The sequence below is a fragment of the Cellulomonas sp. SLBN-39 genome, assembly GCF_006715865.1.
Lineage (GTDB): Bacteria > Actinomycetota > Actinomycetes > Actinomycetales > Cellulomonadaceae > Cellulomonas.
The window spans coordinates 499757-512620 of record NZ_VFOA01000001.1 but is presented as its reverse complement, the minus strand read 5'-3'; the positions used below and the strand labels follow the sequence as shown (position 1 = coordinate 512620).

The 12864-nt window shown below is 77.4% G+C and carries 7 protein-coding genes; 1 reads left to right on the top strand and 6 read right to left on the bottom strand.

The features are described from left to right. The first annotated feature begins 76 nt into the window (after positions 1–76). A complete protein-coding gene (locus tag FBY24_RS02270) occupies positions 77–1483 on the top strand; it encodes a cystathionine beta-synthase (protein ID WP_142157692.1) in 1407 nt (468 codons plus the stop codon). Positions 1484–1522: 39 nt separating this feature from the next. Here the strand turns inward: FBY24_RS02270 and FBY24_RS02265 are convergent, their stop codons facing one another. The 6 genes from FBY24_RS02265 to FBY24_RS02240 are packed head-to-tail and all read right to left on the bottom strand — an operon-like array spanning position 1523 to position 12752. Beyond that, positions 1523–2398 (bottom strand): lytic murein transglycosylase, encoded by an 876-nt coding sequence (locus FBY24_RS02265; protein ID WP_255432171.1) that lies wholly within the window; start codon positions 2396–2398, stop codon positions 1523–1525. Then, on the bottom strand, positions 2395–3285 hold the full coding sequence (locus FBY24_RS02260) for an anchored repeat-type ABC transporter permease subunit (RefSeq protein WP_142157689.1): 891 nt from the start codon (positions 3283–3285) through the stop codon (positions 2395–2397). Before FBY24_RS02260 ends, FBY24_RS02265 begins: the two co-directional genes overlap by 4 nt. Next, on the bottom strand, positions 3282–4106 hold the full coding sequence (locus FBY24_RS02255) for an anchored repeat-type ABC transporter ATP-binding subunit (RefSeq protein ID WP_142157687.1): 825 nt from the start codon (positions 4104–4106) through the stop codon (positions 3282–3284). Before FBY24_RS02255 ends, FBY24_RS02260 begins: the two co-directional genes overlap by 4 nt. Then, positions 4103–5143, bottom strand: coding sequence for a choice-of-anchor M domain-containing protein (locus FBY24_RS02250; protein WP_255432170.1), 1041 nt, complete (start codon positions 5141–5143; stop codon positions 4103–4105). The genes FBY24_RS02255 and FBY24_RS02250 overlap by 4 nt, the downstream gene beginning before the upstream one ends. Before the next feature lie 11 nt (positions 5144–5154). Further along, positions 5155–6783 carry an anchored repeat ABC transporter, substrate-binding protein gene (locus tag FBY24_RS02245; RefSeq protein ID WP_222117196.1) on the bottom strand — a complete coding sequence of 543 codons (1629 nt, stop codon included), beginning with the start codon at positions 6781–6783 and terminating at the stop codon, positions 5155–5157. Next, positions 6780–12752 (bottom strand): TIGR03773 family transporter-associated surface protein, encoded by a 5973-nt coding sequence (locus tag FBY24_RS02240; RefSeq protein WP_142157684.1) that lies wholly within the window; start codon positions 12750–12752, stop codon positions 6780–6782. The genes FBY24_RS02245 and FBY24_RS02240 overlap by 4 nt, the downstream gene beginning before the upstream one ends. Positions 12753–12864: the final 112 nt, after the last annotated feature.

The following is a 12864-nucleotide window of genomic DNA, read 5'->3' as shown; positions in this document are numbered from 1 at the left end:
CCCGGCGGGGGCCTCGTCGCGTCCCGGCCCGCCGACGGCCCCGCCCGGTGCGGCGACCGATGAGAGGATCTGCCCCGTGAAGTACGCGCGCCACATCTCCGAGCTGGTCGGCGGCACCCCGCTGGTGCAGCTGACGTCCGTGACCGCCGGTCTGACCGCGACCGTGCTGGCCAAGGTCGAGTACCTCAACCCCGGCGGCTCCGTGAAGGACCGCATCGCGCTGCGCATGATCGAGGCCGCCGAGGCCTCGGGCGAGCTGCAGCCGGGCGGCACGATCGTCGAGCCCACGTCGGGCAACACCGGTGTCGGGCTCGCGCTGGTCGCCCAGCGCAAGGGGTACCGCTGCGTGTTCGTCTGCCCCGACAAGGTCAGCCAGGACAAGCGGGACGTGCTGCGCGCGTACGGGGCCGAGGTCGTCGTCACCCCGACCGCGGTGCCGCCGGACCACCCGGACTCGTACTACTCCGTCTCCGACCGGCTCGCCGCCGAGATCCCCGGCGCGTGGAAGCCCAACCAGTACGCCAACCCCAACGGGCCCGCGAGCCACTACGCCAGCACCGGCCCGGAGATCTGGGCCGACACCGAGGGGCGGATCACGCACCTCGTCGCCGGCGTCGGCACCGGCGGCACGATCACGGGCACCGGCCGGTACCTGCACGACGTCTCGGCGGACCGCCCCGCGGCCGACGGCGGCCGCGTCGTGGTGGTCGGCGCCGACCCGGCGGGCTCCGTGTACTCCGGCGGGGACGGCCGGCCCTACCTCGTCGAGGGTGTCGGCGAGGACTTCTGGCCGACCGCGTACGACCCGAGCGTGCCGGACGCGATCATCCCCGTGACCGACGCGGACTCGTTCTCGATGACCCGCCGGCTCGCGCAGGAGGAGGGGCTGCTCGTCGGCGGCTCCTGCGGCATGGCCGTCCAGGCGGCGCTGCGGCACGCCCGCGCCCTGCAGGACACCGACCCCGAGGCCGCCGCGCAGGCCGTGTATGTGGTGATCCTCCCCGACAGCGGCCGTGGCTACATGTCGAAGATCTTCAACGACGCGTGGATGCGCTCGTACGGGTTCCTCGCCGCCAGCCAGGGCGCCTCGGTGGCCGACGTGCTGCGCACCAAGACCGGCGAGCTTCCCGCCCTCGTGCACACCCACCCCACCGAGACTGTCCGCGACGCCATCGAGATCCTCCACGAGTACGGCGTCTCGCAGATGCCCGTCGTCGGCGCCGAGCCGCCCGTGAAGATCGGCGAGGTCCAGGGAGCCGTCTCCGAGCGCGCGCTGCTCGACGCGGTGTTCTCCGGCGCGGCCACGCTCACCGACCGGGTCGACCGGCACATGGACCCCGCGCTCCCGCTCATCGGCTCGGGGGAGTCCGTGGACCAGGCGCGCGCCGCCCTGGAGAAGGCCGACGCGCTCATGGTCGTCGACGACGGCCAGCCCGTCGGCGTGCTGACCCGGCACGACCTGCTGGGGTACCTGGCCCGCTGACGGCGCCCGGGGCCGGCTGACGCGACCCGGGGCGGCCGGTCAGCCGGTCGCCGGCCGGCCCTGGGCGTAGTCCTGCGCGGCCTGCGTGACGCGTCGCGCGTAGTCGGCGTCGGCGTTGTACGCGGCCAGCGCAGCGGTCCAGCCCTCCGGGGTGGTCAGGTCGCCGCCCGCGTCGCACAGGTAGCGCGCGGCGGTCAGCGCCGCGTCGTCCACCTGGAACGGGTCGGCGACGCCGTCGCCGTCGCCGTCCGTGCCGTGCTCGACCCACGTCGTCGGGATCACCTGCAGCGGGCCGACCGCGCGGTCCCACGTGGTGTCACCGTCCCACCGGCCGCCGTCGGTGTCGCCGATCGCGGCGACCCCGTCGCCGTCGAGGGGCACGCCGACCACCCGCGGGCGCGACGTGCCGTCGTCGAGCAGGACCCCGCCGTCGATCGTGCCGTGCACGGACTCGACGAGCCCGACCGCCGCGAGCCCGTTCCACCCCAGGCCGCACCCGGGGTGGCTGGCGCCGACCGCGAGCGCGGCGCCCGCGTAGGCGCGCAGCGCGCGCTCGGGGACCTCGGTCGTCGCCGCGGTCGTGGCGATCCAGGTGGCGTCGGCGAGGGCACCCGCAGGCAGGTCGTCCGCCGTGCGCGCCGGCCCGGCGACGGACGCGGTCCCCGGCGCGCTGCCCGACATGCTGCCCGGCGTGCTGCCTGCCGTCGGTGCCCCGGCGTCGGCGGCCCCGGTGCGGGCGTCCGCCGCGGTGACGGCCGCGCCGACCACCGCCGCGGCGCCGAGCAGGGCCAGCGCCAGGCTCGTGGCGAGCCAGGCACGGCGCCCGGCACGCCCCGGTCTGCGGGCCGGGGACGACGGTGCCGGGGACGGCGGTGCCAGGGACGACTGTGCCGGGGACGAGTCGGCGGCGTTCATGCGGTGGCTCCTGCGGGGGTGCGGGCCGGGGTGCGGGCAGGGCGAGCCGTGCGGGCGAGCAGGCCACGGCGTGGTGCGGCGACCCACGCCAGCACGAACGCGGCGGTCAGGACGAGGACGACGGTTCCGCCGGTCGGCAGGTCCCACGACCAGGACACGTACAGGCCGACGAGGGCGCTGCCGGCGCCGATGGCCGGGCCGAGCGCCATCATCACGCCGATCCGGTCGGTCAGGAGGCGGGCGGTGGCCGCGGGCGTGACGAGCAGCGCGAGCACGAGCACGTTGCCCACGGTCTGCACGCTGATGACCACGGCCAGCGCGACGAGCACGTACAGCAGCACGTCCCAGGCCAGGACCCGCACGCCCGCGGCCCGGGCGAACTCCCGGTCCAGGCTGACGGCGACGAGGTGCCGGTGCGCCAGCGCCACGGCGACGAGCACGACGACGCCCGTGACGGCGACGACGGCGACGTCCTCGTCGGGTACGCCCGTCAGCGAGCCGAAGAGGAACTGCTGGAGGCTGCCCGCGTACCCGGGGGCGCGGGAGATGACGACGACGCCGAGCGCGAACGCGGCGACGAACAGCACGCCGATGACGGAGTCCTCGCGCAGCCGCCGGTCCTGCGAGAGCAGCGCGACGAGCACGGCGGTGAGCACGCCCGCGACGGCCCCGCCGAGCACGAGGTTGCCGCCGAGCACGAACGCCACCGCGAGGCCGGGGAACACGGCGTGCGCGACGGCGTCGCCGATGAACGCCATGCCGCGCAGCACGACGTACGTGCCGACGACACCGCACACGAGGGCGGACAGCACGGCGACGAGCAGGGCCTTGGGCAGGAACGACAGGTCGGGGTTGAGCAGGTCGGCCAGGAAGTCGGCGGGGGTCATCGGACGGCCTCCAGCAGGCGGTGCAGGGTCGAGCCCGGGCCGACGCCGAACGTCGTCGTCCACGCGTCGGGGCGGGCGGCGAGCGCGGCCGGGGTGCCGGTGGCCACGACGGTGCCGTGCAGCAGCGCCAGGCGGTCGCACGTGTCGAGCGCGGACGGCACGTCGTGGGTGGTCATGAGCACGGCGCGCCCCTCGCGGGCCAGGGAGCGGAACAGGTCGACGAGGACCTCCTGCGTGGGCAGGTCCAGCGCCGTGCAGGGCTCGTCGAGGAGCAGCAGGGCGGGGTCCTGCACGAGCGCGCGGGCGACGAGCACGCGCTGGCGCTGCCCGCCGGACAGCTGCCCGACGGGCCGCTCGGCGAGGCCGGTGAGCTGGACGCGTGCGAGCGACCGGGCGACGGTGTCCCAGTGCTCGCGCCGCGCGCGCCGCCCGGGCTGCAGGCGCGCGGTCAGGCCCGTGAGCACGGCGTCGGCGACGCTGACGGGCAGGTCCCACGCGACGTCGTGGCGTTGCGGCACGTACCCCACGGCGGTGCGCCCGGCGCGGGCGGTCGAGCCGTCGACGAGGACGGTGCCGGCGGCGGGCCGGACCAGGCCGAGGACGGCGCGCAGCAGGGTCGTCTTGCCCGCGCCGTTGGACCCGAGCAGGCCGACGAGCTCGCCGCGCCCGACGGTGAGGTCGGCGTCGTGCAGGACGCGGCGGCCGCCGAGCTCGACCGCGAGCCCGCGGACGTCGAGGGCCGTCGGGGCGGGGGGTGTGCCCGGGGCGCTCTGCCGCGCGGCGGGCGGGTGACCCGTCGCCGGGGTGGTCGTGGTGCTCATGCCGCACCCCCGGTCGGGGCGTCGGCGCCCGGCGTCCCCGCCGCGGCGAACGCGCGGCGGCGGTCACGGGCGGCGCGGGTGGCCACGACGAGGACGCCCACGAGCAGGCCGGCGCCGACGACCGCGACCGCGCCGACCAGCAGCGGGACGAGCGGGTCGTCCCCGGCCGCACCCGCGGCGGTGCCGCCCGGGCCCGCGGCCCCCGCGTCGGCGGCGCCCGACGGCGCCGCGGCGGCCGTGGCGGTGGGCGCCGCGCCCTGCCAGGCCGCCGCGGCGGCCTCGTCGGTGGACGTCGCGGAACCCACGGCGACCCGCAGCACCTGGGTGTCGGTGACGCGTGAGCCGTCCAGCAGGTCGGCGGCGACCTCCACCTGCACGAGGTAGACGCCGGGGGCGGTGAACACCCAGCTCGCGTGCGTGTGCGTGTTCACGTCGACCCACACGTCCTGCGCCTCGGCGGCCCGGGAGTCCCACAGCACCTGCGGGGCGCCGAACGTGCCGGACTGCAGGTAGACCGTCATCGTGCCGGGGCCCTGCACACCCCGCAGGCCGAGGGTCACGCCCCGGTCGACCGACGCCATCACCTCGGGGTCCTGCGTGTTCCAGCCGAGCCAGACGACGTCCGGGTCCTGCGTCTGCGGGACGACCCACACGTCGACGCCCGGCTCGGCGCCGACGAAGGCGTACGCGGGGTCGTCGGGGACCTGCTGCACGGCGGCGTCGACGACGCGCAGCACGGTGCGCTCCGGCGCGCGCCACACGCTCGGCGCGGACGGGTCGGTGCGGGCGGCGTCGTCGTGCACGAGCAGCCGCCACGTGCCGTCGACGAACCGTGGGCCCATGTCGACGTGGCCCGCCTCCAGGACGCCGGGCTCGTCGACGACCCGCAGGTCGGCGCCGAGGGTCTGGTCGAGGGCCGGGTCGCCGGGCGCGGGGCCGTCGGTGGCGGCGGTCGCGGCGCCGGCCGGCCAGGCGAGCAGGACGACGGCCGCGAGCGCGGTCAGGACGCGGCGGGCGGGGGTGGGGGTGGGGTGCACGGCGGGGTCCTTCACGGGGTGGGTGCGGGGGACAGGCACCGGCGCAGGGAGTCGGCGTTGGCGCGGACCATCTGGACGTAGGTGCTCACGTGCTCGTCGAAGGTGTCGCCGTACAGGGCGCAGACCTGCACGCCGACCTCGTCGGCCACCTGGGTGAGCGTCGAGGAGCGCGCGACGAGGTTCGGCTCGAGGAACACGGCGGGCACCTGCAGGCTGCGCAGGGTCTGCGTGAGGCGGCGCCGGTCGGCCAGCGACGGCTCGACCGCGGGGTTCGGGCTGACGAACCCCGCCACGGTCAGGCCGTAGGCGTGCGCGAGGTACCCGAACGCGTCGTGCGTGGTCACCAGGTACCGGCGGTCGGGCGGGATCGCGTCGACCTGCGCCTGCACGTACGCGTCGGCCGCGGCGAGCTCGTCGAGGTACGCGGCGGTGGTGTCGCGGTAGTGGCGGGCGCCGTCCGGGTCGGCGGAGGTCAGGGTGTCGCGCACGAGCTGCGCGTACGCCATCGCGTTGCCGACGTCCTGCCACAGGTGCGGGTCGATCTCGCCGTGCACGTGCTTGCCGAGCACCGCCTGCGGGAGCTGGTGCACGAGCGTGCCCGGGCGGCCGAGGAACCGGTGCGCGGGCCCGGCGGGCACCTCGGCGAGCGACGTGGTGGGGACGACCACGACGACGTCGTCGAGCGCGTGCTCGTGCACGTGGTCGTGGGCGTGACCGGGGTCGGACGTCGGCGCGGCGCCGGACGTCTCCGGCTCGTGCCGCACGAGCAGGGTGCCCGTGGCCAGGTCGGCGGTGACGTCGGCGTGCCCGGCGTCGAGGACGACCGGGTCGTCGACCCCGGCGGCCGACGGCGGCACGCCCACCGCGACGGTGAGCGTGCCGGCGCCGACGTCGACGGGGCGGGCGGTGGGCTCGGTCTGGAGGCGGGCGCGCAGGTCGAGCCGGTACACGCCCGGCGCGGTGAACGCCCACGACAGGTGGGTGTGCGCGTCGACCGGCAGGGTGAACGTGTCGTGGCGGTACCCGTCGGCGGCGTCGAAGCCGTCCGAGGAGTCGACGTACACGTCCGTGTCGCCGAAGGTGCCCGTGAGGTACGCGTACACCTGCCCGGGCCCGTCGGCGCCCGTGGCCTGCACGAGCACCTGGGACGCGCGGGTCGCGCCGAGCTCCGCACCGTCGCCCTGCACCCGCAGGCCCAGCCACAGGGAGTCCAGCCCCACGTCCTCGACGAGGGGGATGATCTCGGCCGCGTACTTCACCGACTCCTCCGCCAGGGACACCTGCACGGCGTCGTCGCGCAGGTTCGCGTCGAGGGTGGTGATCACCGCGTGCTCCTCGAGCAGCGCGTAGTTGCTGAACGCCACGTCCGCGTACACCACGTCGCGCGCGTCGCGCAGCGTCGGCTCGTACGTGTGCGGGTCGGCGCCCTCGGGGACGATCGGGACGACCTGCACCCGGTCACCGCCGACCTGCCGCACGAGGTCCGCGAGCAGCGTCGTGGTGGTCACGACGCGCAGGCCCTCGCCGCCCGGGTCGAGCGCCGGCGGGGCGGTGCAGCCCGCCAGCGCCAGGACGGGCACCGCCAGCGCCGCGACGGCACCGGCGACGGGCCGCGCCGGCCGGCGCCGACCCGCGCTCACACGGACCTCCGGCGCCGGGCGAGGACGCCCGCCCCGGCGCCGCCCAGCAGGAGCAGGGCACCGAGGGCCGCCAGCAGGGCCGGGACGCGGGGGTCCCGGACGGCGTCGGCGAGCGCGCCGGCCGTGGTCGTCGACCCCGCGGCGAGGGCGCCCGGCAGGGCGAGCCGGGCCGCCCGCGCGGCGGCCGCCGCGGCCTGGTCGGCCTGCAGGAGCGCGGCGTCGTCGTCGGCCGTCAGCGCCGCGTTGCTCACGGTGCCGCACCCGCTGCCCCGGCGCAGGGCCGTGGTCGGGTCGACGTCGCCGACCGCGACGGTCAGCACCTCGGTGTCGGACGAGCGCGTGCCGTCCGCGAGGGTCGCGGCCTGCGTCATCGTCAGCCGGTACACGCCCGGGCGGGTGAACGCCCACGACGCGTGCGCGTGCACGCCCAGCGGCACGTCGTACGCCGAGCCGGCACCGTCGAGCACGACGTCCTGCACACCGCCGAACGCCCCGGACTGGTAGACGACCACGTCGCCCGGGCCGGCGACCGCGTCCAGCGTCCACCGGACGGGGCCGGTGACCTGCGCCGGGCTCAGCGCCTCCGAGCTCCACCCGAGCCACACCAGGCCCGGGGCCTGCGTCTGCGGCACCTGCCAGACCGTGGATCCCGCGGGGGCGACGCGCTCGTACCCGGCAGGCAGGCCCACCCGTGCCGACGGCTTGACCCACAGCACCACGCTGCCGGGCTCGCGGTACGTCTTCGCGCCCGAGGAGTCGTCGCCGACGAGCTGCTGGATCCGGCCGCCCACCAGGCGGGCAGCCCAGTCGACGTGGCCGGACGAGAGCACGACGCCCCCGGCCACGCACTGCGCGGGTGCGACCGTCCGGGCCGCCGTCGTGCCGTCCGTGGTCGTCGTGCCCGCCCCGGCGGCGGAGTCGTCCACCGGGGTCGAGCCCGGACCGCCGTCGACCTGCTCGCCGCAGCGGGCGGGGTCGAGGCGCATGACGTCGGCCGTGCCGACCGCGACGGCGAGGACGAACGCGTCCGACGACACCGCGCCCGACGCCAGGCGTGCGACCCGCTCGAACGCCAGGCAGTACGTGCCCGCCGCGGTGAACGCCCACGTGCCGTGCGCGTGCGCGGCCTTCGGGATGGTGAACCGGTCGGCCGCCGTGACGCCGTCGCGCGTGCTCATCAGCACCTCCGACGACCCCAGCGTGGTCGCCGAGCTGCGGTACAGCACGAAGTCGCCCGGGCCGGAGGCGTCCGTCAGGGCCCACGCGACCCCGGTGCGGGTGGCGTCGGCGGGGATCGCCTCCGTCGACCAGCCGGGCCACAGCAGGCCCGGCTGCTGGTTCTGCGTCACCTGGTAGACGGTCGCCCCGGCGGCGCCGAGGAAGCCGAAGCCGGCCGCCGGCACCGTGGCGCGCGACGACGGGCGCAGCTGCAGCACGGTGCGCGCGGGGTCGCGCCACACGGGCAGGGTCGAGCGCGTGGAGTCCTTGACGCGGGTGTCCAGACGCCCGCCGGTGAGCACGGACGCGACGTCGACGTGCCCGTCGCTCAGCACGGTCGCCCCCGCGGCGTTGACGGTGCCGTGCGGGACGTCCCAGATCCCGGGAGCGGGCGGCTCCCCGCCGTCGCCGCCGTCGCCGCCGTCGCTGCCGCCGTCGTCGGGCGGCGTGCCGTCGGACGCGCGGACCCCCAGGGAGTCCCAGCCGACCAGCGCGCCGTCACGGTCCTCCACGACCAGCGCGTGCGCGCCCGGCGTCGCGGACGTCGGCACCCGCACCTGCACGGCGCCCGACGCCCCCACGCGCACCCAGCCGAGCCACCGGGTGTCGTCGAACCACACCGACACCCACGTCCCGGCGCGGTCCGCGCCCACCTGCACGGTGACGAGCTGGCCCGCCACGACCCCGGCGTCGCCGTCGAGCACCTGCACGCCGCCGCCGTCCTCGGGCGTCAGCGCGCCCACGGGGTGCGGCGTGGTGTCGACGTCGTCCGGGGCGCCCTCGTCGCCGAAGCACGCGCCGGGGTCGACGCCCAGCACGTCGGTGCGCCCGACCGCGAACGCCACGACGAACCGCTCGTCGAGCGCCTGGCCGTCGGCGCGCGTCGCGGTCCGCGTGAACGCCGCGCAGTACACGCCCTCCGCGCTGAACGCCCAGGTGCCGTGCGCGTGCACGCGCGGCCCGATCACCACCGTGTCCGCCGTGGTCAGACCGTCGCGGCTCGCCATCAGGACCGTCGGCAGGCCGAACGCCGACGTCTGGAACAGCGCCAGCTCGCCCGGGCCCGCCAGGTCCGCCAGCGTCCAGCGCACGTCGCCGTCCAGCGCGCCCGACGGGACGAGCTCGCTCGACCATCCCGGCCACAGCAGCCCCTCCTGCTGGGTCTCGGGCAGCATCCACACGGGTTCCCCGGGCTCGCCGAGGAACCCGTACGCGCCCGCCGCCGGGACGGTCGTCGCGGCCTCGGGCCGCACCTGCAGCACCGTGCCCGCGGGGTCGCGCAGCACCGTCGTCGGCCCGGAGTCGTCCTTGACCGCGCTGGCCAGTCGCCCGTCGACCACCCGCACCGCGAGGTCCACGTGGCCCGAGGTCACCACGGTCGCGCCCGAGCGCGTGGTCGCGTGCTGCGGGACGTCCCACACGGGCTCCCCGCCCGGGTCGGGGTCGCCGTCGCCCGGGTCGTTGCCCTCGCCCCCGTCGGCGCACGGCACGACGTCGCCCGTGACGCCCGCGGCCAGGGTCAGGGTCCGGGACAGCGTGAACCGGCTGCCGTCCGGGGCGGTGCCGGACCACGTGAGCGGCACGCAGTACACGCCGGCGGCGTCGACGAACGCCGCCGAGCCCAGCACGTGCCCCGACCACAGCGTCGCGGCCCGCGCGTCACCGGCGCGCGTGCCCAGCAGCGCGTCGTCCGACAGGCGCGCAGCCCCGTCGAACCACACCTGCCCCGGCCCGTCGACGGCGCCGAGCGTCACCCGCACGTCCGCCGACGAGCCGGCGCGGCCGAACGTCGTCCAGTCCCACGCGGGCAGCGCCCACGCGCCCGACCCGCCCGTGAGCCGGTGCACCGCGTGCTCGACGCCCACGACCTCCGTCCCCGCACCGAGCGCCGCCCGGGTGCGCGCCACGGCGTCGACGCCGGTGCCCGTCGCCACGAGGTCCAGCACCCGGACGGGGGAGGTCGGCGCCACGTCGGTCGCACCCGTCCCCGCGTCCCGGGGCGCCGCCACGGGCCCCGGCACGTCCTGCGTGCGCTCGCAGGGCTGCACCTGCGTGAGGTCGACGTCACCGGCGACGACCGTGAGCAGCCCCCGGGCGTCGCGGTCCGTCGCGTCGTCCTGCGAGTCGCGCATCGAGGTCCCCAGCGCGAGGCAGTAGACGCCGGGTGCGGTGAACGCCCAGCTCACGTGCTTGTGCGTGAACGGCACCGGGAACTGGCCGGTCGTGGCGTCGCGGGAGTCCAGGTAGAGGCGGTTCGTGTCCCACACGACGACGTCGCCCGGGCCCGAGGCCTTCTCCAGCGTCCACGTCGTGTCCCGGTCGAAGGGGGCGGGGTCCCCGGGGAGCAGCTGCGTGTTCAGCCCCGGCCACAGGGTCTGGTTCTGGTACGAGTTGCCCTGCGTGAAGCCGTGGTAGACGGTGCCGGGCGGGCCGAGGAAGGTGCGGTCCTGGTACTCGTCGGGCTCGGTCACCGTGAACGTCGCCCACGTGCCGCGGGCCACCCACACGGCGTCCGCCAGCGGGTGCAGGCCTACGGTGCCCTCGTCACCGGTGACGAGCTCGAGCCCGCCGTCGTCGCCGACCCGCGGGCCGACGTCCACGTGACCCTTCGTCAGCCACGCCACGGACGGGTCGAGGTCCTCCCCGTCGCCGGGGCCGCCGCCGTCGCCCTCGTCGTCGTCGAGCGGTGCGCACGGCGTGACGCCGTCCGGGTCGACGCCCACCGCGAACGTCAGGGTCGTGGCGGTGCTCGCCGCGCCGCCGGCCAGGGCCGCGTCCGCCTGCACCTTCACGCAGTGCACGCCGGGGGCGGTGAAGGCGAAGCCCGTCACGCCCTCGTTCGCCCACAGGGTCCGCTCGGACCAGAACGGCCAGAACCCGGCGTCCGGCGACGCGGCCGCGTCCCAGAACGTCTCGCGCGCCCCGCCGGGGCGGGTGTCCCACTGCGCCGCGTCCTCCGGGTACTCCGGGGTGCCGTTGACCGCGGTGTAGGTGGCCAGGTAGCCGTCGTCCGGGGTGGTCGCCGCCGTCATCGACCACGTCACCCCGAGGTCGCCGTCCGGGTCGAGCGCGGACGCGTCGAGGAAGCCGCCCTCGAACGCCAGCACCAGGTCGTTCGCGCGCTCGTCCACGCCGAGGTCGTGCGTCGTGCCGGGCGTGCGCCACAGCCGGGTGCCGGGTGCGGCTACCTGCTGCCACACCGCGTGCGACGGGCTCGACGGGTCCTTGCCGTCCCACGGCCAGGCCGCGTCGTGCGCCGGCACGGCCAGCACGACGCGCTCCGCGTCGTAGGAGCGGGTGCGGCCCCGGTCGGACGTGACGACGTCGAGCCGCAGCTCGCCGTCGGCGTCGACGGTCGTGGCCAGCAGCGCGAGGCCCTCGTCGAGCACGGTGGTGCCCGGGGCGTCGGCCGGCACGGGCGCGGGGGCCTGGGCCGGGACGGCGTCGGGCTGCGCGCACGGCGCCGTGGCGGCGGGGTCGGTGCCGCCGACCGCGAAGGTGAGGGTCACGTCGCGGTTGTGCACCGTGCCGTCGTCGGCGGTCTGCAGCATGGTCGCGACGGTCACGCAGTGGCGGCCGGGGGCGGTGATCGCGACGGCGACGGGCAGCTCGGGTTCGGTGAAGAACCCGCCCGGCGGCGACGTCTCCAGCCACCGTGCGGCGCCGGGGTCCGTCGACGTACCGGCCAGGTCGGTGCCGTGGCCGAGCAGCGCGACCGTGCCCGGGCCGTCGGCCGACCCCAGGCGGGTGAACACCCCGCCGGACGCCTCGCTCCACCGGTCGGCGCCCGAGACGGCGGCCGGGTCGAGGGCGTGGGCGTCGAGGGTCAGCGACAGCGGCGACGTGCCGACGCCGGCCGCGGACGTGCGGTGCACGGCACCGCGCCCGGGCGCCACGGACTCCCAGGTCGCGGGGTCTTCGGTGCCGCCGGGCCAGGCCTCGGCGTCGGGCAGCGCCAGCACGGTGGCGGCGAGGTCGAGGTCCTCGCCGGTCCCGGCGTCGAGCAGCGCGACGGTCAGCCCGTCGGCGCCCAGGCGCGGCTGCAGGCGCAGGTCGCCGGCGTCCACGACGTGCACGGGTCCGGCGGCTGCCGGCTCCTGCGGTGCCGCGTCCGGCTCCTGCGCGCCGGGGGCGGGCTCGTCGTCCGACGTCGGGCCGCCTGCCGCAGCCGGCGCGTCCTCGTCCCCCGGGGCGACGGGGGGCGAGGGGGGCGCCGGTGCGCCCGGGTCGGCCGGTGCGTCGGACGGTGCGGGCGCGGGCGCCCCGGGGGCGACCTCGACGGTCCAGGTCGCCGTGACCGGCGCGTCGGTGCCCTCGACGACGGCGTCCACGACGAGCGCGTAGGTGCCTGCCGCGGGGAACCGCCAGGACAGCGTCGCGGACGCCTCGACGGCGAGCGGCTCGTCGGCCGGCCACGCGGCCGGGTCGGTGCCGTCCTGCATGACGGCGACCTCGACGGGGCCGGGTGCGTCGGGGGCGTGCCACGTCAGCGCAGCCGTCCCGAGCGCGGGGTCGGCGGCTGCGCCGGTCGTCACCTGCTCGTCGGCGGTGGCGGTGAGCACGGTGCCGTCCTCGAGCGCGGTCGCCTCGCGCACCGCGCGCAGGGCGGGGCCGTCGGGCCCGGCGACGAGCACGGGGAACGACGTGCCGGCGAGCGGCACCGGCGCGCCGGTCGCGGCGGACGCCGTGGCGGGGGACGGCAGGAGGAGGGCGGCGACGAGCGCGGGCACGAGCAGGCGTGGGGACGGCACGGTGTCTCTCGGGGCAGGGGCGGTGGGGGAGGGCGCGCGCGGCCGCGTGCCGGTGGGCCGGGCACGGAAGCGCCCACCGGCACGCGGGGTCGACCGGTCGGCGCCGTGGGGC